This window comes from Labilibaculum sp. DW002, from assembly GCF_029029525.1.
Lineage (GTDB): Bacteria > Bacteroidota > Bacteroidia > Bacteroidales > Marinifilaceae > Paralabilibaculum > Paralabilibaculum antarcticum.
Window position 1 is genome coordinate 629677 of the sequence record NZ_JAKJSC010000001.1, and the last position, 20388, is coordinate 650064.

The following is a 20388-nucleotide window of genomic DNA, read 5'->3' on the forward strand; positions in this document are numbered from 1 at the left end:
AGAGATACAACTCCATGTTGTATCTCTTTTTTGTTTCCTCAAATTGTTATAGCATTTTTGACTTTAACCCCATTCTGTGGTCTTTCCCTTATCTACTATCACAGCCATTGGTTGCACCTACATTTATTCAGGTTCAATCACTTCGGGATTTCAAATGCAAAGCACAAAGTGCGGGCTAACCACGAAGTGGTTCAACAAACCTACAATTCCATCTCAACCAAAACTGGCAAATGATCTGAAGGATACCTCTCCTCTACCTGATCATCAATAACCTTATATTCTTTTACCTTAGCATCTCCTTTACTGATAAAAATGTAATCAATACGATCGGTAACAGTTTTATCATGTTTAAAGCCGTTAAAGGTTCCCTCAGCACCTGAAACACTTTCACCAGCTAAACCTTTAGAATCATCCATTTGCATGCTTAAATACAGAATTGGATCCGTTTCGGGCAACAGGTTTAAATCACCCATTAGCACACAAGGGTAATTCTCTGGATTATGCTCTGTAATCTTACTAAAGATCAACTTAGAACTATTCAATCGAGCAATATTACCTACATGATCAAAATGAGCGTTAAAAACATAAAAGCGCTGTTTGGTTTCCTTATTCTCCAAAAGAAAATAAGTACAAATTCGCTCTAAAGCTGCATCCCAACCAACTGATATTTCTTCTGGAGTTTTAGACAACCAAAAAGTCGATTGCTTAATAACATTGTACTTAGCTGTTTTGTAAAAAATAGCACAATATTCCCCTTTCTGTTTTCCATCATCACGTCCAACACCGATGTATGAATAGTTTGTCAATACACTATCCAACCAGGTAATCTGATCATTTAAACCTTCCTGTGTTCCAAATACATCAGGTTGATAATTTAGAATTAAATCAGCTACATTTTCTTTGCGCACTTCCCACCGATTTTCACCATCATTTGGATTGTTGTAACGCAAATTGTAAGTCATGAATGTTTGTACCTGTTCCTTTGGACTGCAAGAGAATAGCACGATTGCCAGTAGGCAAAAGATATAATTTTTCATTGAATATTATTTAATTTTATACAACTGGCAGTAAGTTACTTATTAGCTCCCAAAACAAACTTCAATTCTCCACCATCCATAATTTGTTGGTGTGTAATTGTTAGCTGTTTGTGCTCCTTACCATTCAAATACATCTTTTGAATGTAATGATTTTCAGTCCCTTGATTTTCGGTTGATACCGTAAAAGTCTTTCCATTTTTCAAGTAAATTACCCCATTTTCAAGAGATGGTGAAGTAAGGTCATAAATGCCATTAGCGGGATTCGTTGGATACATACCCAAAGAAGACATCACCAACCATGCTGACATTTGTCCACAATCTTCGTTACCACAGTATCCATCAGGTTTGTTTGTGTACTGAGAAGTCACAATTCTTCGAACCATTTCTTGTGTTTTTTCTGGTTGCCCGATATGATTGTAAAGGTACGCCACATGATGACTTGGCTCATTTCCGTGAGCATACTGACCAATCATACCTGTACTAAAAATTGGAAGATCATCACTTGCCTCTGGGTAATAAGTGAACATTGAATCCAGCTTGGCTGTAAATTTCTCTTTCCCAACAGTTGCAATAAACTCAGGAATATCTTGTGGAACATACCAAAAATATTGCCAAGCATTACTTTCACAGAAGTAGTTAGTATACTCTTTCGCAACAAAATTTGTGACAAATTTCCCATGTTCGTCTTTCGGACGGAAGAAAGTAGATTTTGGATCGTATAAATTCTTCCAATTCTCTCCTCGCTTTAAAAAATATTGGTAATCCTCTTCTTTGTTTAATGCTTTTGCAAATTGCGCAATACACCAATCATCGTAAGCATATTCCAATGTTTTAGATACCGACCAATTTTCTCCTTCAGCATCGGTAGGTACAAAACCTAATTTCATGTACTCATCGATTTCTCTGCCTTTTTCCATTGCAGATTCCTTACACGCACGAAATGCTTTCTCAGCATCCATTTCAATTCCTTTAAAATAAGCATCTACAACAACAGGAACAGCGTGGTAACCAATCATCATATTGGTTTCATTTCCAGCCAAAGACCAAACTGGCAACAAGCCTGTTTCATCGTAATGGGCTAAAAATGATTTGATAAAATCTTCTACTTTATCGGGACAAAGAATCGTATACAATGGGTGAGCTGTGCGGTAAGTATCCCACAAAGAAAATGTATCGTAACGATCAAATCCTTCGGCTTTGTGATATTTCCCATCTGCTCCTTTGTGCATTCCATCCACATCGCTTAACAAAGATGGCGTAAGATACAGGTGATACAAATTGGTGTAGAATACTTCTTTCTGATATTCCGATCCACTTACTTCAATCTGTGAAAGCAATTCATTCCATTCTTGATCCGCTTTTTGCACTGTAGCATCAAAATTCCAATCAGAAAGTTCGGCCTGCAAGTTCTTCTTTGCTCCATCAACCGAAGCGGAAGACATTGCTACTTTTACTAAAATTTGTTCCTTATCCTTCGTATTAAAATTAGCGATCATTTTTGTTTTAGGACCATTCACTTTCTTCTGATTCAAATTCAAATTGCCTTCGAATAAATCTACTTTGCTAAATGCTTTTGAAAACTGAGCTACAAAATATACATGCTGATCTCTCGCCCATCCATTTGATTTTCGATATCCAGAAATGGTTGAATCATTTTCGATTGTAATTTCTGTTGCATACGGATTATCCCAATTCATTTTGAAACCTAAATCCAAAATGATCTGTGACTTTTTATCTTCAGGAAAAGTATAGCGATGAAAACCAACACGCTTTGTTGTGGTTAATTCGGCAACAATGCCCGAACTCAACAAATCCACCTTGTAATATCCAGGTGTGGCTTCTTCTCTTTCGTGAGAAAATTTAGAATATGCACGAAAATCGTCATCTGGCGTAAGATTATCTGAAAAACGACTATTAGTAGGCATTAGCAACAGATCGTACATATCTCCCGCTCCGGTTCCACTTAAATGTGTGTGACTAAATCCTGCAATGGTAGAATCGGGCCAAAAATAGCCAGCTATACGATCCCATCCTGGCAAACCATTATCGGGACTCAACTGTACCATTCCAAATGGCAAAACTGCACCAGGATAGGTATTTCCAGGACCGTCTGTTCCTACAAAAGGGTTAACGTATTCTGTTACTTTTTTACTGTCTTTAGGCTGCGTTTCAGAGCACCCGAAAAGAGCAATCATTGCCCAACAAATGGCGAATAATCTCATAATCTTTTAATAATTTGAACTTCTAATGAATTAATAGCATCAGAAATAAAATTGAAAATGTGGCTTTTGGAGATTATGTGTGCAAATATACAGAAAAGAAGCATTAAGATATCATGCAAAAGACAATCAAAAACAAAAAAAGGATCGGCCCCCGCCGATCCTTTACATTATCCCTTATCTTAAATCAATAAAACCCACCAACTTATCTATTAACTGTCGATAAGGGATTAACTTTAACAATCACTAACTAAATATTTATTTTTTCCACAAGCGTCCCATTTCTTCCAAAGTTTTTCCTTTGGTTTCAGGAACTACTTTCCAAACGAATATTGCTGATAATATTCCCATCGCACCATAAATCCAATATGAAAATCCATGATTAAACATACCTGTTAGCCATGAGTTATCATTCATCATTGGGAATGTCCATGATACAATCATATTTGCAATCCACTGAGCAGCAACCGCTAAGGACATAGCACTACGAATTGAATTCGGAAAAATCTCCGAAAGTAGCACCCAAGTAACTGGTCCCCATGACATTGCAAAGAAAGCAACGTATCCTAACATAGCAAACAAGGCAACCAAACCTAATTGATTATAATAGAAGGCTGCACCTAATGCAAACATACAGATTCCCATTCCTACACCACCAATAATCATTAATGGCTTACGACCAAATTTGTCTACTGTAAAAATGGCAAGTACGGTAAATATTAAATTTATTGCTCCAACAATTATTGTCTGATACAAAGCATCTCCTGTACTACTCCCCAAGTTTCTAAAAATCTCAGCGGCATAATACAATACGACGTTAATACCAACAAATTGCTGAAAAACAGACAATAGAACTCCTATTGTTATAATTAATCCTCCAAAAGTTAACCATGGAGCATTTTTTTCTTTTAATGACTCCTTGATATCAGCCATTAGCTGAGGAGCTTTAATTGTTCCTACTATTTTATTCAATACACTTTCTGCTTCCTCTTCACGAGATTTCATGATTAAATATCGTGGCGATTCAGGAACAAAATATAACATGACTAAAAAGATAAATGCAGGGATTGTCTCAGATGCAAACATATATCTCCATCCAATTTCATTCAACCAATTAGCATCACCATTTAAAGAAATGGTGTAATTCACAAAATAAACCACCAACATCCCAAATACAATTGCAAACTGATTAGCAGAAACTAATGTCCCACGGTATTTTGCGGGTGCAATTTCGGCGATGTACATCGGTGAAAGCATAGATGCAATACCTACTCCAATACCACCTACAATACGATAAAAGATAAATGCGCTAATGGTACTTGCTCCGAAAAAGTTCATGATTTCGGGCATTGCAGAACCGACTGCTGAAATTGTAAATAGTACTGCAGCTAAAACCAATCCTCTTTTTCTTCCTAATCTCTGACTTACATAACCACAAATAGAACCTCCAATTACACAGCCAATTATAGCACTGGAAATTGTGAATCCATTAATCGAATTTAAGGTATTTTCGGTAAGTTCGTTTACGGATACCCAAAATTGAGTATACCAAATTACAATTCCTGCAAGAATTAGAATTGAACTGTAGATAATCCCCTTTTGTTTTCCATACATGCGAAACATGAAGCTAGAAATCAGTGAGGAAACCACTATAAAACAAATTGAAATAATAATCTTGTATTCTCCTAAAACTTGCAATGCAAGTGCACTATCGGATTCTAATGGAGTAACAAAAAATACTTTTAGGGCTTCAGTAGCGCCACTAATTACAGCAGTATCGTAACCAAACAGCAATCCCCCTAGTGTAGCCACTAAAGTAATTCCTATTATAAACAATGTACTGCCTTGTGTTTGGGTTTGAGTCATGGGTTTGGAGTTATAATTAAACTCTCGCAAGTTTTCTCACGAGAGTTTAAATGTAGTTATTAAATGTACCAGTTGATTAACTGCTCTAACATTTCTTGTTTTCCGCTTGTTGCAGTTGGTTCGCCAGCATCTTTAGCAATCTTTCTAAGATCTTCTAAAGAAAGGTCACCATTAGCAAATGCTTTACCATTTCCTGATTCGAAAGAAGCATAACGATCTTTCTTCAATTTCAAGTATGGTGATTCTGTTCTTACTCTATCAGCAATTACCAAAGCACGTGCAAATACATCCATTCCACCAATGTGAGAGATAAAGATATCTTCCATATCAGTTGAGTTACGACGAATTCTCGCATCAAAATTGATACCTCCGTGAGTGAAACCACCATTCTCTAAAATTGGCAACATAGCAGCAACAGTCTCGTAAATGCTTGTTGGGAATTCATCCGTATCCCATCCATTTTGGTAATCACCTTTGTTTGCATCGATACTTCCCAACATGTTGTTATCAACAGCTGTTTGCAATTCGTGCTCAAATGTGTGACCAGCTAAAGTAGCATGGTTTACTTCAATATTCATTTTGAAATCATCAGCCAAACCATATTTGTTCAAGAATCCCATTACGGTTGCTGTATCGAAATCGTATTGGTGCTTCATTGGCTCCATTGGCTTAGGCTCAATAAGGAAAGTTCCTTCAAAACCATTCTTACGACCGTAATCACGAGCCATAGTCAGGAATTGTGCCATATGATCCAATTCTTGTTTCATGTCAGTATTGAAAAGAGACATATAACCTTCACGACCTCCCCAGAATACATAACCAGTACCACCCAAAGCGATAGTAGCATCCAATGCATTTTTAACCTGAGTTCCAGCGTTGGCAACAACATTAAAATCAGGATTTGTTGAAGCTCCGTTCATGTAACGAGGATTCGAGAATGCATTTGCAGTACCCCACAACAACTTAACGCCTGAATCTGCTTGCTTTTGCTTTGCATAGTCAACCATTGTAGTCAATCTCTTCTCAATCTCGAAAACAGATCCGTCTCCTACAACATCCGTATCGTGAAAACAGTAAAATGGTACGCCTAATTTTGTAATAAATTCGAAGGCAGCATCCATTTTAGATTTTGCAGCATCAATTGCGTTAGCCTCAGTTCCCCATGGGAATTTCTGAGTTCCAGGTCCGAATGGATCTCCACCATCTCCACAGAAGGTGTGCCAGTAAGCCACTGCAAAACGCAAGTGATCTTTCATTGTTTTACCTGCAACAACACGATTTTCATCGTACCATTTGTACGCTAATGGATTTTTTGATTCTGGTCCTTCGTAAGCAATCTTACCGATTCCAGGAAAATACTCTTGATCACCTTTTACAATAGTCATGATGTTCTTCTTATTAAATTATCGATTGTATAATAGCTATCTAACTCTATAAATTCTTCTTCAATTCTTTACTCCAACGAGCATATGCTTCTAACATCTCTTCTCTCACACTTTCGTCAGGCTTGATGGTGCTGATTTTTTCCAATCCAGCAAATGCTTCTTCCAATGAAGAATAAACACCTGCGCCATAACCTGCTCCACGAGCTGCTCCTAAAGAACCATCTGTATCGTACAACTCAATAGTTGCGCCCGATACTGTCGATAAGGTCTCTCTGAACAATGGACTCAAAAACATATTTGCATGGCCTGCACGAATTACATTTGGCTTCACACCAATTTCTTTCATTACTTCCATTCCGTAATGGAATGAAAAAGCAATACCTTCTTGTGCTGCCCTGTAAATGTGAGCATCAGTATGGCGATTTAAGTTCAAGTTTGAAATTTGTGCTCCTACTTCACGGTTGTTTAACACACGCTCAGCGCCATTACCGAATGGTAAAATTGTTATTCCATCGGAACCTACAGGTATTTCCATTGCCTTTTCGTTCATTTCGGCATATGACAATCCTTTTGCAACATTATGATTTAACCAGGAATTCATGATTCCTGTACCATTAATGCAAAGTAAAATTCCCAATCTATTATCTTTTTCGGTATGATTTACGTGAGCAAAAGAATTCACTCTTGAATAAGGATCAAATTTCACCTCATCACTTACTCCGTAAACAACTCCTGATGTTCCTGCTGTTGTAGCAACTTCTCCTGGTTTCAATACATTTAAAGACAATGCATTGTTTGGCTGATCGCCAGCGCGATAAGAAACTACTGCGCTACTTGAAAAACCTAATTCCTCAGCAATTTCAGGAAGAACCTGTCCTTGATTTGAGAATGTATCAACGATTTCAGGAAGCATCTCTTTCGAAATACCATATGTATTCAAAATATCTTCGGATACTGAATTTGTTTTAAAATCCCAGAAAATACCTTCTGACAAACCAGAAACAGTAGTACAAGTTTTTCCAGTTAATTGCATGGCAACAAAATCACCAGGCAACATTATTTTATAAATTTTTGCGAATGTTTCAGGCTCATTTTCTTTTACCCAAGCTAATTTACTTGCTGTAAAATTTCCTGGAGAATTCAATAAGTGCGAAAGACATTTGTCTTTACCAATACTATTAAAAGCATCATCACCAATAGCAACAGCTCTACTGTCACACCAAATGATAGATGAACGAACAGGCTGTAAATCTTTATCAACACAAACCAATCCATGCATCTGATAGGATATACCAATGGCTTTCACCATTTCCTTATCCACATTTGCCGTTTGCATTACACTCTTAATTGCTTGCTTAAGATTATCCCACCACATTTGTGGCTCTTGTTCTGCCCAACCAATTTCATGCGCAGTAATCTGCATTTCCTTTTTTGGGAAAAAGTCAGTAGCTAAACATTTGCTACTCTTAGCATCTAATAACGATGCCTTAACGGATGAACTTCCAATATCTAATCCTAGTAAATACATTTTATAATCTTTTTATACCGTTCTGCTCTGTTCTGTTCTGAGGCAAATATATAACTGTTTTTGAAATAAAAAAAGAATCTTTCAAAAAACTATAATGATTTTCTTAAAATAAGCTTGGTTGGAACGCAGTATGATTCTCTTATTGAGTTATTTACAAAATCAGCAACTTTTTTACCCATCATTTCAAAATCTGTAGAAATAACTGTAATTCCTTTGTCTATATATTTTTTCATTGGCGTTTCATTGTAAGAAATCAAACCAATATCAGTACCAAACTCTAAATTCTTAGCTCTTGCTTTGTCTAAAATCTTAACCATCGCCCGATCACTAACCGAGAAGTAGACAGTATTCTTCTTCACTTCTATGGAATCAGAATCCGTTACGATAGAATGCTTAACCCCATTGGCTTTGCAAAATCGAAGAAAAAACTCAACAGTTTCGTATGGATGATAGGTATAATCTGGATACACCAAACAGAAATGATCGTATTTTTTAATCCGCTCAACACCAGATTGAAGGGAATCAAATACCGACCCTCCAAAATCCTGAAAGATCTGCGATTGTTGATCATTAGCGTTAACATTCCAGTCAATGATTAATACTTTCTTAGGATCAATCTGTTGCAAAGCCTCTACTACTTCAGGATGGTCAAAATTCATGACAATATAAGTACTGTATTTCCCGACACTTTCTCTTATCTGACTTTTAAATACATCGATATTGTAATGATGAAAATGCAAATCTACAGCAACATTATCTGGCAAACTTTTTCTAAAGCTATCGTAAAGAACTTCTTTATAAGCCTTAAAAGTATCCAAAAACAGAAAGACTCTGGTAATCTCTCCTGCTACAAAATATCCCTTATTTGGAACAGACTCAATTACATTTCGCTTTTTAAGTTCTGCATAAGCTTTAAAAACAGTATCTCTCGACAATGAGCACTCCTTACACATCTGATTAACAGATGGTAACACATCTCCTGGAACCAGTATCTTCTGACTAATAGCATCTTGAAATGCCTGTATTAGTTGTTGGAATTTTGGTGTTGGAGAATTGCTATCTGGTGTAAATTGAAATGCTTTCATATGGGTATCTTATTCTAGTGTTCTGTTCTGTTATGCTCCAAAAGTATAAATAATAATTTAATCTGATCTATTATAAAATTATATTTTAGTAAATTGAATCTTTGGCAATTATGAATACAATAGCTTTTAAGATATGAAAATACTACTAACCGGCGCTAACGGGTACATCGGAAAACGACTATTACCAATCCTTTTGGATCAGGGACACGTTGTAGTCTGCAGTGTTCGAAACAAAGAACGATTCTCTCCCAAAGAAATAAATCACCCCAATCTGCAAGTGTACGAAGCAGATTTACTCGATTACAAATCACTTTCCAAACTCCCTACCGACATAGAAGTTAGTTATTATCTAATTCACTCGATGTTGCACGGAACGGATGGATTTGAAGAATTGGAAAGTATCTGCGCAAAGAATTTCGTGAAGTTTATTGATAAAACTCAAAATAAACAAGTGATCTATTTGAGTGGGATTGCAAATGTTGAAAAATTATCGAAACATTTAGAATCGCGAAAGCAGGTAGAAGACATATTAAAACAAAGTAGAAGTTATTATACCATATTACGAGCGGGAATTATAGTCGGATCAGGTAGTGCATCCTTCGAAATAATAAGAGATTTAGTAGAGAAGTTGGCGATAATGACTACACCAAACTGGCTCTTAACGAAATGTCAACCCATTGCCATTCGCAATGTAATTGATTTTTTAATTGGTGTACTTCAGCACGACGATTGCTTGAATAAAACCTTTGACATTGGTGGACCTGAAGTTCTAACTTATAAGGAAATGTTATTGCAATACGCCGAAGTAAGAAAATTAAAACGCTGGATTTATTGTCTTCCCATAATGACACCACGTCTCTCATCATATTGGTTGTATTTCATTACATCTACTTCCTACAATCTTGCTGTTAACCTAGTAAACAGCATGAAAATTGAGGTTATTTGCCGACCAAACGATTTGGCTTCAAAACTCCAAATAAGATTGATGCCATACAAAGAGTCCATCGAAAGAGCTACTGGTAAAATTAAGCAACAAATGGTTATCTCCTCATGGAAAGATGCCTTAAGCAGCGGTATTCTTCCAAATGAAAAAATGAAATATGTTGAACCTCCAACCTATGGTTGCTTTACTGATGATAAACTGTTTCAGATTGGACAAAACACAGAAAGAATAGTAGATAATATTTGGGCATTGGGTGGAGACAGAGGCTGGTATTATGGAGATTGGCTTTGGAAATTGAGAGGATTACTAGACAAACTTTTTGGTGGTGTTGGCTTAAACAGAGGGCGAAGACATCCAACAGAAATCGTAATGGGCGATTCGCTGGATTTTTGGCGTGTATTACTAGCTGATAAGGAAAATGGAAGACTGTTGCTGTATGCTGAGATGGTATTACCGGGAGAGGCTTGGTTAGAGTTTACGGTCAAAAAAGAAAAAGGTGAAAATTACATTTCTCAAAAAGCAATCTTTCGCCCAAAAGGAATCATGGGAAGACTGTATTGGATTATGAGTTATCCGTTCCATCTATTTATATTTAGAGGAATGGCAAAAGGAATTATTAGTTACAATAAAAACGAATCACAATTATAACCTCCTAAAATATGAAGAAAAGAGTAACGGGAATTGGCGGTATATTTTTCAAAAGTGAAAACCCTAAAGCAACAAGAGAATGGTATAACAAACACTTAGGAATTCAGTGTCCTGATGAATATGGTGGAATGTTTGAGTGGCAAAAAACAAGTAAACCTGAAGAAACAGCTTATACAATTTGGAGTCCGTTCGAAGAAAAAACAGAATATTTTCAGCCATCGAAAAAGGATTTCATGTTCAATTACCGAGTGGAAAACCTTGTTGAACTTTTAAAAGTACTAAAGGAAGAAGGTGTGGAAATTGTTGGCGAAATGCAAGAGTTTGAATACGGTAAGTTTGGATGGATTCTTGATCCTGAAGGTAATAAAGTAGAACTTTGGGAGCCTATTGAAGGACCATTTAGCGAAATGTATAAAGGCAAATCCACCTCTGAATAATTATCAAATACATGAATCTACCAATTGTTGATTTTTTAAGTTCGCTCAGCATTCTTGAGCAAGAGCTCACCTACTCCATTGTTTGTTCCCATTATCAAAACAAATGGGTATTTGTTCGACATCGAGAACGAGAATCCTGGGAAATGCCAGCTGGTCATATTGAAGATGGAGAATCGGCTCTTGCAGCTGCCAAAAGAGAATTGTACGAAGAAACAGGAGCAATACAATTCTCTTTACGTTGCATTTGCGATTATTCATGTGTTTGGAAGGGTGAAAAAAAGTATGGTCGGATTTTCTTCGCGAATATTCTGCAATTGGGTAAATTGCCACAATCGGAAATTGCAGAAATTAAGGTTTTTAATGATCTCCCTGAAAAATTGACCTATCCAGACATTCAGAATTTGGTATTTGAGAAGGTATCAATGTCTTTAAACAAAGCTATCTTTACATCTAAATAAAATGCTAAAACCATGTCTCAAATCCACTTTCACGAAGACTTTTACATTGCAATTTTAAAGGGAAGTAAAATACAAACAGCCAGAATAGATGAGCCTGTTCCAAATTTAGGAAAAGGCGAAGCTATCTTTTCTGATGGAAGAGCCATCCCAATTGAAATTAAGGCTATTTCTTACAAGACATTTGATGATATGGATGCTGAAGATGTTCAAAAAGATGGATTTCATTCTAAAGGTGAATTGTGGTATGCACTTCGCACATTTTACCCAAATCTTCACGAATCGGATGAATTAATGCTAATCGAATTTACATGTATTCACCAATAAAAAGTTTACTTTTTAAAGAGAATACATACTGGACTTGGAGCTTTTATTTCATCAACGAAGCTTAACAAACCTGTTTTCTGATCTCTTTTAAAGCAAACAATGTTATTTGCATTTTTGTTGGCAACCAAAAGGAATTTATCGTCGGGAGATAAACTAAAATTTCGAGGATGATCACCTCTGGTTGATTCGTGTCCAAGCAAGTTTAAAACTCCATCCTTTTGCACTTCGAAAATTGCGATGCTGTTGTGTCCACGATTAGATCCGTAAAGGAATTTACCATCTGCAGAGATGTGAATGTCGGCAGTAAAACTAGCCTCACTAAAATCGGCAGGTAGCGTACTTACACTCGACTTCAATAGCAATTCCTTTCCTTCCATTACTTCAAAGGTACTTATCGTATTGTTTAGCTCATTAATCACAAAAAAGAATTTCCCGTTTGGATGAAAAGCCAAATGTCGTGGCCCAGAATTAGCTGGTAAGGAAAGTTTATTTTTATTGGCCGGTACAAATTTATCGGTTTCCACATTGATACTCGAAACCCATAATTCGTTAGTCCCCAAATCGGCAGCTACTATTTGATTCGAATTTGGTTGAAACCAAACAGAATGCGCATGTGGCTCATTTTGACGCTTGGGATGAGTTCCTTTCCCATCATGCTGTTGTACATCTAAAAGATCCGACAATTGCCCCTCATCATCAACTTTTAGGTAACCTATATTACCTCCAGTGTAATTTGCTGTTAGAACGACTCCTTCGCAATTTGCTGCAACAAAGCAAGGATGTGCTCCCCCACTAGCTTTGCGACTAATCAATTTTAGTGAATCTTGAACTTGGTAGGTCTCCACTGTACCCATTTTATTGTCTAAACTGATCTCATTAACCGCTAATAGCGTTTGTTGATTGTTGGCAAAGGCTAAAAATGATGGATTTTTTGTTTCTGCTGCTAAACCAATCATTTTCATTTTACCTATGCTATCCATTTCGACTTTATAAATCCCTTTGGATTCTCCATCAGTATAGGTTCCTAAAAAGAAGGAATAGTTATTTTGGTTCACAGGTATTTCGTTTTTAGTGTTTTTGCATGCTGAGATTAACAGAACTGAAGCAAAAAGAAGGATAATGTTTTGATACATGAAGATGAAATTTGGTAAAGCATAAAGATAAGAATTTCCCATACGGAGAAAAGCTTATTTGAAGTAATACCAGTATAAGATTTAGATTATTACAATCTTTTTCTTTACCGTTTTCCCCATATATTTTATCACTAAAAAATAAAGACCTGCAGTTAAAGCACTTAAATCCATATCAGTTCTATTGCCCGATTCTTGATGCTGAGACATCATGCGTCCATTGGAGTCATAAATATTTATCTCAAATTCATTGACCTCATCGTCATCTATTTCTATAGAAAATTCCCCATTATTAGGATTGGGATATACTTTTACAAGCCCTAAACTCTCCTCGCCTGGCTCTTCCGGATCGGGATTATCTGGATCAGGATCGTCTGGGTCTGGATCGTCTGGATCTGGGTCAGGATCACCCGCGATTGTATCTTTAACCACAAGCGTATGATTTCCCTCAGAAAGGTCGACGCTTAATTCCAAAATCCCATCTGAATTGGAATCTCCTGTTCGCTTTAAAACCTCATCTTCGAATACTCCAAAAGTAGTATTGCTCTTTAAATCGAGCGCAAAAACTTTTATCGTCCGACTACCTTGAAGCTCGCTTACCGAATAAAACACCGAAGCTGTATCGCCTTTTGCATGAAACAAATACAAATGATTTTCCCAATCTACACCAATGGTTGTTTCATTAGAATGCAATTTTCCACCAGCATTGGCTGGATTCGTATTGTCTGCAATTTTAATGGTGTGTAAAAATACCTGATTTTCTTTTACAGCGGTTGGCTCAACTTCGATTCGCCAATATCCAGGATGTTCATTTTCTAAATCTATATTCTGATTTGGAGGGTAGTTTGTTCCATCAACCCAATATTCATAGCCACTTCCGCCAATTAATGTGGTAGACGTTAACTCCGGTAATAAAGTTCGAATTGCAACACTACCTTTTCCATTGGTGGTTTTGTAATCTTTACCATTGTAGGTAACAATTCGATTGGCAACTTGTGTATTGGTAACACTACCATTAATTGTTGGTCTATTTACAAAATGATTAATGTATTTTGCTTTACGCACTCTCGAACTTGTATTTAGTAAATGCAGATGATCCAAAACAATAACCCGATCGGGTTTGTGATACAACAAACGACGCTCAAAACGATCCAGTTTATTAGTTTGATAAGAATCAGCCGCATCTGCCAATTGGTAAGAATAATGATCAGCGGAAGCGTAACGAATCCATTTTCCTCTTCTGTGTTCTGCAGAAAAAACATCATTCAAATTTTCCAATCGATCCGATTCTATTTGACCCCCATCATTAGAAACACTTCTACCCAAATTTCGATAACTTTCGGTTCCATCGTAAACACAAATTGAATTATGTGCTATGGTTCTCGTGTAGTAATTGTTATAATGGGATGTTGCATAGGAATCGTAAAATCCTGCATCTACGATCAAAGGCTTATCCTTAATAATGGTAAAAGTATTGTTATCACGATGCTCATGATCCGTACGCTTTGCTGGCGCATTATAAAACCAAAGCATGGTCGCATCCTCATTCCAAGATGTTCGACTAACCGATAAGCCTGTTTTATCGGCCCAATAATTTAGTGGAGGTTGAGGATGTGGTACAGTAGACCGAGTAAAATCCTTATACAACAGCTTAGCAAAAACCAAATTGCTATTTCGCAGATATTGTGATTGATTGTACACCTGCACAAGGTATTTACTTCTGGCATCGTCGTATTCTGCCGCATGTCGATACATTACTCGATTTGCCTGATCTAGTTTTACAATCGCATCTCCTAAATGAATGCAATAATTATCAGGGCGATAAAAATACCAATACTGATTGATGGATTCCTTTATCCAAGCTTGACTTTGATAATAATCACGATCGGTTCCATATTTCATATCATCAAAAAGCTGGTATTGAGGAGGAAAACCAAACATTCCATAGGCAGCTCCCCAATTCCATGCACCATCATCATCACGAAAGTGCGCAAATGCAGGAAGAATGCCACTTTCCCATTTATCTAGTAAAGTTGTAAACCACGAATTTACCTGTGTTTTTTGAGATGATGATAGACCATCGGCTCCATGCAGGGCAATGGCTGCACGCATAGTCATTACACAATTGCGAATATTATGGCTAGACACATAACTGTTCCCCGATGAAGTTAAAATGTAATTTTCCATGAAGAATTCCAACATCCTATAAAACGACACTGCTAAGTCCTGACGAAGAGTTGAATTGATGTGATCGTAAGTCCAATCAAGAAGAATTCCTCCATAATCGCAATTATTTCTCAACAGGTTTTCTTGAGTATCGCCAGAATAATTGTTAAAGTTTATTCCATCTAGGTAGGTAATGTATTCTCCAACGATAAACTCACAACGATCTTTTGCCAGATTATCGCTTCCCAATTGAAGCAAAAAAGCAGTCATTTTTGACAAAACAAAGGCATCGGTACTGTTCCAAGAGTAAGACCATTGATTAGCATCTGATCCAGCCAAGTAATGGTCTGAATCGGTAATCCAACTGTTATCGTAACTATTCTTGAAAGAACCGTAAGTATCTCCGCTATCGCCACTCGAAATATTTGATTTCAACCAATCAAACCTCTCCTTACCCAACTCAATTCTTGGTCTATTGGCATTCACCTGAGCATAAACCTGAAAAGAAGAAATGGAAAAGAAGCCGATTAATATGAAAGTTGATAAATATTTCATTATTCATGTCGTAAAGTGATGAACCATAATTTACGAAAAAATCGAATATTAAATTTCAAAATATCGCATAGAACACTTATTTAGAATAAGAAATAAGTTGTTTTCCATTATTATAACGAAGAAAAATGATCTCTAGTACAAAGCAATATTTTTGATACTTAAATCATGCGATTGAGCTTTCGCAGCTCACGAAGTAAAAAGGTTCCTGAAACCATTGCAGAACCAACATCGGCAATTGGACTTGCTAGCCAAACACCTGTAAGACCCATAAAGTTAGGCAGAATAAACAAAAGTGGAATTAATAATATTACTTGGCGCATTAAGGTTAATAGAACAGAAATACCCGCTCTTCCGACCGATTGAAAGTAATTCCCAACAATAACCTGAAAACCAACAACTGGCAAGGCAATCAGTATTATCCGCAATCCATATGTTCCAACCTCTAACAATTCCGTATTCGAATTATTAAACGCTTTTACAATCATTTCTGGAAACAACTGAACTACTAAAAATCCAACAATTACGATTCCTGTTGCCGCTTTCATACAAAGAATTAAACATTCTTTTACTCTTGCATAATTCTGGGCTCCATAATTAAAGCCGAATATTGGTTGAGCTGCCATATTAATCGCTACCACTGTCATTACAATCAGCATAGCAACAGAGTTAATCACGCCCATTGCAGCAATGGCAATATCGTTACTGTATTCAACTAACTGAACATTATAAAGTGCATGAACAAAACTTCCTGCCAACTGCATCGAAAATGGAGCAAAACCAATTGTTAGAATGTAAAAAACAATTTGCCAATTCAATTTAAAATTAACAGCTCGCAATTTTATTACTGATTTAGATCCACGAAAGTGTTGAATAACCCATATACAGAGTATTATTTGAGATATAATTGTAGCCCAAGCTGCACCTGCAACCCCCATGTCTAAAGCAAATATGAAAATAGGATCGAGTATGATATTAGTACCCGCACTAATCAGCATAGAGTACATGGCAATATTTGCATTTCCTTCGGACCGGATTAAATTGTTCAAAGAAAAGCCAACTACACTAAAAATTGATCCGTAAAGAATGATATTGAGATATTCGTTGGCAACAAACATCGTATCGTCGCCAACCCCAAACATTCGCAGTAAAGGATCTTTTATTAAAAAGCCAACTATAGTGATAATGGCAGACACAATAATCATTAAAACAAAGGAATTACCTAAAACCCACTCTGCTCGTCCAAAGTCCTTTTTCCCAAGATTGATAGAAATTCGTACTCCTGCTCCAATACCAATTAGCATTCCAAATGCCATCATGATTAACATAATTGGAAAAACTGCACTTAAGCCCGATAATGCAATTGCACCAACACCTTGCCCGATAAATATTCTATCGACAACATTGTACATTGAATTAATCACGACTCCGGTAAAAGCAGGTAAAAAATACTTCCACAACAAGCTTTTGACACTTGTATTTTCCAAGGCCTCTACATTTCTGCTATTTATATCCATAAGTAAAATTGGTGTGCAAATGTACCAATAATGATAGTTGACGCTTAATTATTAAGCTTAAAAATGCCTAAAAATCGGTAAACTCCTGTATTTCTTCGGTAAACCTGAACTAAAGGAACTATTACGCTCCTTTTCAATGTAAAATCCATTAATTCCTTATCTAAAATGTAATAAGATGAAGAATAATTATTAGTTTTAATTTTAAGATCCATATACAATTTACGATAAAAAAAATTGAAGTTTTACGAATGTAGGTAGCGTAAAAAGTCGATATATCTAACTATTCTTTTAATAAGACCAATATGATTGAAACAATTACAAACATTTTAGAATTTGAACTTTTAAATATTGGAACTTATAAAGTTAGAGTCTTTAGCTTGGTAAGTATTTTTATTATTTACATTATAACCAGAATAGCACTTTATCTCATAAAAAAAGCTTTATTCCGAAAAAGCAAAAGTAAGAAGCTAGATACGGGTAACACTTACGCTCTATTTCAAATCATTAAATATATTGTTTGGGTCATGGCCATAGGCCTTATTCTAGAATCATTAAGTATTAAAGTGACGGTTCTTATTGCTGGTTCTGCAGCTTTATTAGTTGGTGTTGGTTTGGGATTGCAACAGACCTTTAATGATGTAATATCTGGTATCATTTTGCTCTCCGAACGATCTATTAAAATCGACGATGTACTGGAAATTGATGGCGACGTTGTAAAAATTCAAAGCATTGGTTTGAGAACCTCAAAAGGCTTAAATCGCGACGACATCTCAATTATCATTCCCAACTCGTTAATTACAACAAATAAGGTTATTAATTGGAGTCATCAATCTAAAAAAACACGTTTCAGAATTGATATTGGAGTTGCTTATGGCAGTGATGTTGACATGATCATAAAAACTCTAGAAGAAAGTGCATTTGAGCATCCTGATATTGACGAAAGAGAATCAATAGAAGCTCGTTTAATAAATTTTGGCAACTCATCTCTGGATTTTCAACTATTATTTTTCAGTAAAAACATATTCAGAATTGGTAAGGTTAAGAGTGATATTAGAAAAATTATTACTCAAAAGTTTACAGAAAAAGACATTATCATTCCCTTTCCACAAATGGATGTCCATTTTAAAAAGGAATAAGTCACTAGCCACAATTCATTATCCTTTTTTAGGCTTATAGCGATCCTTTTCTGCGACATAGTCCATTAGGAGTGTTCTGCATTTAAATTTAGCAGAATGTAAAACCTCAGCTGGTATACTGTAGCAATCACCTTTCCGATAATTCTTCTTTATACCATCAATGCATAATTCCATATCTCCAGTTATCACAATTCCCCACCTCGCACCATGGGCATGTCTTGGGATTTCACCGATACCATCAAAATCAAAAAATACAATTTGCTGATTTTCTCCTTGTGAGATCCAAGCCTTAACTCCTTTAAAAGGAATGTCTGCCTCTGGTAAATTTTTAATTATTTCGGGATAGATATCTTCCATATTGACATTATTTTAATTTACATTGATATTAAAACTTATAAATATTTGCTTCCTTCTCGAATGCTGAGTGGAGATAAAGAATGAGTTGAAATAAATATTTTAACCCAATCAGGATTAAATTTTGAATATTGTCTCAATGCCCATCCAATTGCCTTATTCAAGAAAAATTCTTTTGTCATGTTATTTCTTAGAATTGCCTTTTTAAGAAATTCGGTATCTGTTTGGTCTTTATATTTCAATTGAAAAATGATGCTTACCCTTTTTAACCATATATCCGAACTTTCCATCCAATTCATCAATACTTCTTCTTTTAACACTGGATGTTTTTGACACAAAACACCAACTAATGGGGCTAAAGCATCTACTGAATCCCACCACGACTTGGTTTTTATCAATTTCTCGAGCATTTCGATATCTGATTTTTGCAATGTTTTTTCAAGCTTACGCAAATATTCCATTGCCAAATACTGAAATTCCCTTTCTGATTTTTCAAACATTTGAAAAACAAAATCCCAATCAATTATCTTGACCTTTGTTTTTTCCTTTAAAAACGGTTTGCTCAATTGAGCTCTTAATGGTTTTGGAATGCCTAAAAACGAAAAGTGATTTTTCATATAGGATTCCATTCTAAGTGCTAACTCACGGTTAGCATTTTTCTCATAGATATCTACGATTTTAACTGTATCAATAAATTTTGTTTCCATTAGCAACGTGCCATTTTTCGTTTTTTACCTAAACTACCTCTGTTAATTACTTTCTGAATATAATCGGGAGCGTAAGGAACTTTACAGGATGTTCCTCCCATTTCGACCTGAACTTTTCCAATCTTATAAGCAACTTTCATTGCATCATCTGTTAAAGAGACAACAGAGGCTCCAACAGCAATTACAAATCCATTCATGGTATAGCGAACTCTATTCTTAGCTTCATGAATTTCTTTTTCCACCTTTAAGAGCAAGTCTTTTAACTTCTTCAAATCTAAAACCTCATCCTCTTTTATGCCAACTAAACTTGATAAAGTAGCCCATCCTGTAGCTGCAATTGTCTCCTCTTCCGATTCAATCCATTCCAATGCCAATTCGTAACCAAAATTACTCTCCGCTGCAATCCAAGGCACTGTGTATTCACTAATCATATACCAATAAGCTTCCTTTGCCCATAATTGCAAATCAGCTTTGGTCATTAAATCAGCATCTGCAATTAAACCTGCCAAATACATTGCATCGGAATTTCCGGTTGCATATAGTTCAAGAGATAAGTGGTAATCCTTCTTAATTTTCTTCACAATCTTCTTCAAATCCTGAACCTTTACACCATAAAAAGGTTCGCGAGCGCCATGTTTCATTAAAACTTTTTTGGTGCCCTCATTTCCATACAATTCCAATTCTTTAAACACTTCTTCTACTGTCATTTTTCAATCTATTTTATCATTATTGATATTTATTTTTTTTGCCATTTCGCTCAAAACACCTTTGATTGTAAGATCATTTAAATTTTCAATTCCATCCTCTTATATACAATAAAATAGAAATTAAGAAAGATAGATTGCAATGTCAATAGTTGAAGGGATTTTATTCTTATTTAGTTTAAATAACATTTA

The 20388-nt window shown here is 35.9% G+C and carries 17 protein-coding genes; 5 read left to right on the top strand and 12 right to left on the bottom strand.

The features are described from left to right. Positions 1 to 200: 200 nt before the first annotated feature. The 6 genes from L3049_RS02470 to L3049_RS02495 all read right to left on the bottom strand — a co-directional run bounded on the left by L3049_RS02470 (position 201) and on the right by L3049_RS02495 (position 9120). Positions 201 to 1037, bottom strand: a complete 837-nt coding sequence (locus L3049_RS02470) for an endonuclease/exonuclease/phosphatase family protein (protein WP_275108196.1) — start codon at positions 1035 to 1037, stop codon at positions 201 to 203. A gap of 35 nt (positions 1038 to 1072) precedes the next feature. Then, on the bottom strand, positions 1073 to 3259 hold the full coding sequence (locus L3049_RS02475; protein ID WP_275108197.1) for a GH92 family glycosyl hydrolase: 2187 nt from the start codon (positions 3257 to 3259) through the stop codon (positions 1073 to 1075). A gap of 255 nt (positions 3260 to 3514) precedes the next feature. Further along, positions 3515 to 5122: a D-xylose transporter XylE gene (gene xylE, locus L3049_RS02480; protein ID WP_275108198.1), complete on the bottom strand. Its 1608-nt coding sequence runs from the start codon at positions 5120 to 5122 to the stop codon at positions 3515 to 3517. Between the two features lie 59 nt (positions 5123 to 5181). Continuing rightward, entirely contained in the window at positions 5182 to 6507 is a 1326-nt protein-coding gene (xylA, locus tag L3049_RS02485) for a xylose isomerase (protein ID WP_275108199.1), read from the bottom strand. 46 nt (positions 6508 to 6553) lie between these two features. Further along, complete coding sequence (locus L3049_RS02490; protein ID WP_275108200.1) at positions 6554 to 8035, bottom strand: xylulokinase; 1482 nt, start codon at positions 8033 to 8035, stop codon at positions 6554 to 6556. Positions 8036 to 8124: 89 nt separating this feature from the next. After that, a complete protein-coding gene (locus L3049_RS02495; protein WP_275108201.1) occupies positions 8125 to 9120 on the bottom strand; it encodes a GntR family transcriptional regulator in 996 nt (331 codons plus the stop codon). Positions 9121 to 9253: 133 nt separating this feature from the next. Between L3049_RS02495 and L3049_RS02500 the strand changes: the two genes are divergently transcribed. From L3049_RS02500 to L3049_RS02515, 4 genes are read left to right on the top strand one after another with little or no spacing between them, the layout of a single operon-like run. Next, on the top strand, positions 9254 to 10711 hold the full coding sequence (locus tag L3049_RS02500) for an SDR family oxidoreductase (RefSeq protein ID WP_275108202.1): 1458 nt from the start codon (positions 9254 to 9256) through the stop codon (positions 10709 to 10711). Positions 10712 to 10722: 11 nt separating this feature from the next. Then, the gene (locus tag L3049_RS02505; RefSeq protein WP_275108203.1) at positions 10723 to 11148 is read left to right on the top strand and encodes a VOC family protein; all 426 of its coding nucleotides are present in this window, start codon (positions 10723 to 10725) and stop codon (positions 11146 to 11148) included. 11 nt (positions 11149 to 11159) lie between these two features. Then, positions 11160 to 11606: an NUDIX hydrolase gene (locus L3049_RS02510; protein WP_275108204.1), complete on the top strand. Its 447-nt coding sequence runs from the start codon at positions 11160 to 11162 to the stop codon at positions 11604 to 11606. Positions 11607 to 11618: 12 nt separating this feature from the next. Further along, positions 11619 to 11930, top strand: coding sequence for an ASCH domain-containing protein (locus L3049_RS02515; protein WP_275108205.1), 312 nt, complete (start codon positions 11619 to 11621; stop codon positions 11928 to 11930). A 5-nt stretch (positions 11931 to 11935) separates the two neighbouring features. Here L3049_RS02515 and L3049_RS02520 read toward each other — a convergent pair whose 3' ends face one another. The 3 genes from L3049_RS02520 to L3049_RS02530 all read right to left on the bottom strand — a co-directional run bounded on the left by L3049_RS02520 (position 11936) and on the right by L3049_RS02530 (position 17295). Next, complete coding sequence (locus L3049_RS02520) at positions 11936 to 13105, bottom strand: lactonase family protein (protein ID WP_275108206.1); 1170 nt, start codon at positions 13103 to 13105, stop codon at positions 11936 to 11938. 39 nt (positions 13106 to 13144) lie between these two features. Continuing rightward, positions 13145 to 15781, bottom strand: a complete 2637-nt coding sequence (locus L3049_RS02525) for a T9SS type A sorting domain-containing protein (RefSeq protein ID WP_275108207.1) — start codon at positions 15779 to 15781, stop codon at positions 13145 to 13147. 158 nt (positions 15782 to 15939) lie between these two features. After that, on the bottom strand, positions 15940 to 17295 hold the full coding sequence (locus L3049_RS02530; protein WP_275108208.1) for an MATE family efflux transporter: 1356 nt from the start codon (positions 17293 to 17295) through the stop codon (positions 15940 to 15942). 302 nt (positions 17296 to 17597) lie between these two features. Between L3049_RS02530 and L3049_RS02535 the strand changes: the two genes are divergently transcribed. After that, complete coding sequence (locus L3049_RS02535; protein WP_275108209.1) at positions 17598 to 18431, top strand: mechanosensitive ion channel family protein; 834 nt, start codon at positions 17598 to 17600, stop codon at positions 18429 to 18431. 18 nt (positions 18432 to 18449) lie between these two features. Here L3049_RS02535 and L3049_RS02540 read toward each other — a convergent pair whose 3' ends face one another. Genes L3049_RS02540 through L3049_RS02550 form a run of 3 tightly spaced genes read right to left on the bottom strand, consistent with a single transcriptional unit; the run spans position 18450 to position 20199 of the window. Further along, a complete protein-coding gene (locus L3049_RS02540; RefSeq protein WP_275108210.1) occupies positions 18450 to 18788 on the bottom strand; it encodes a cupin domain-containing protein in 339 nt (112 codons plus the stop codon). A gap of 35 nt (positions 18789 to 18823) precedes the next feature. Beyond that, positions 18824 to 19492: a DNA alkylation repair protein gene (locus L3049_RS02545; protein ID WP_275108211.1), complete on the bottom strand. Its 669-nt coding sequence runs from the start codon at positions 19490 to 19492 to the stop codon at positions 18824 to 18826. Further along, on the bottom strand, positions 19492 to 20199 hold the full coding sequence (locus tag L3049_RS02550) for a DNA alkylation repair protein (protein WP_275108212.1): 708 nt from the start codon (positions 20197 to 20199) through the stop codon (positions 19492 to 19494). The genes L3049_RS02545 and L3049_RS02550 overlap by 1 nt, the downstream gene beginning before the upstream one ends. Positions 20200 to 20388: the final 189 nt, after the last annotated feature.

Excerpts from the sequence above, each read along its gene's own strand:
- L3049_RS02470 (WP_275108196.1), bottom strand. The coding sequence starts at position 1,037 with ATGAAAAATTATATCTTTTGCCTACTGGCAATCGTGCTATTCTCTTGC.
- L3049_RS02475 (WP_275108197.1), bottom strand. The coding sequence starts at position 3,259 with ATGAGATTATTCGCCATTTGTTGGGCAATGATTGCTCTTTTCGGGTGC.
- xylE (WP_275108198.1), bottom strand. The coding sequence starts at position 5,122 with ATGACTCAAACCCAAACACAAGGCAGTACATTGTTTATAATAGGAATT.
- xylA (WP_275108199.1), bottom strand. The coding sequence starts at position 6,507 with ATGACTATTGTAAAAGGTGATCAAGAGTATTTTCCTGGAATCGGTAAG.
- L3049_RS02490 (WP_275108200.1), bottom strand. The coding sequence starts at position 8,035 with ATGTATTTACTAGGATTAGATATTGGAAGTTCATCCGTTAAGGCATCG.
- L3049_RS02495 (WP_275108201.1), bottom strand. The coding sequence starts at position 9,120 with ATGAAAGCATTTCAATTTACACCAGATAGCAATTCTCCAACACCAAAA.
- L3049_RS02500 (WP_275108202.1), top strand. The coding sequence starts at position 9,254 with ATGAAAATACTACTAACCGGCGCTAACGGGTACATCGGAAAACGACTA.
- L3049_RS02505 (WP_275108203.1), top strand. The coding sequence starts at position 10,723 with ATGAAGAAAAGAGTAACGGGAATTGGCGGTATATTTTTCAAAAGTGAA.
- L3049_RS02510 (WP_275108204.1), top strand. The coding sequence starts at position 11,160 with ATGAATCTACCAATTGTTGATTTTTTAAGTTCGCTCAGCATTCTTGAG.
- L3049_RS02515 (WP_275108205.1), top strand. The coding sequence starts at position 11,619 with ATGTCTCAAATCCACTTTCACGAAGACTTTTACATTGCAATTTTAAAG.
- L3049_RS02520 (WP_275108206.1), bottom strand. The coding sequence starts at position 13,105 with ATGGGAAATTCTTATCTTTATGCTTTACCAAATTTCATCTTCATGTAT.
- L3049_RS02525 (WP_275108207.1), bottom strand. The coding sequence starts at position 15,781 with ATGAAATATTTATCAACTTTCATATTAATCGGCTTCTTTTCCATTTCT.
- L3049_RS02530 (WP_275108208.1), bottom strand. The coding sequence starts at position 17,295 with ATGGATATAAATAGCAGAAATGTAGAGGCCTTGGAAAATACAAGTGTC.
- L3049_RS02535 (WP_275108209.1), top strand. The coding sequence starts at position 17,598 with ATGATTGAAACAATTACAAACATTTTAGAATTTGAACTTTTAAATATT.
- L3049_RS02540 (WP_275108210.1), bottom strand. The coding sequence starts at position 18,788 with ATGGAAGATATCTATCCCGAAATAATTAAAAATTTACCAGAGGCAGAC.
- L3049_RS02545 (WP_275108211.1), bottom strand. The coding sequence starts at position 19,492 with ATGGAAACAAAATTTATTGATACAGTTAAAATCGTAGATATCTATGAG.
- L3049_RS02550 (WP_275108212.1), bottom strand. The coding sequence starts at position 20,199 with ATGACAGTAGAAGAAGTGTTTAAAGAATTGGAATTGTATGGAAATGAG.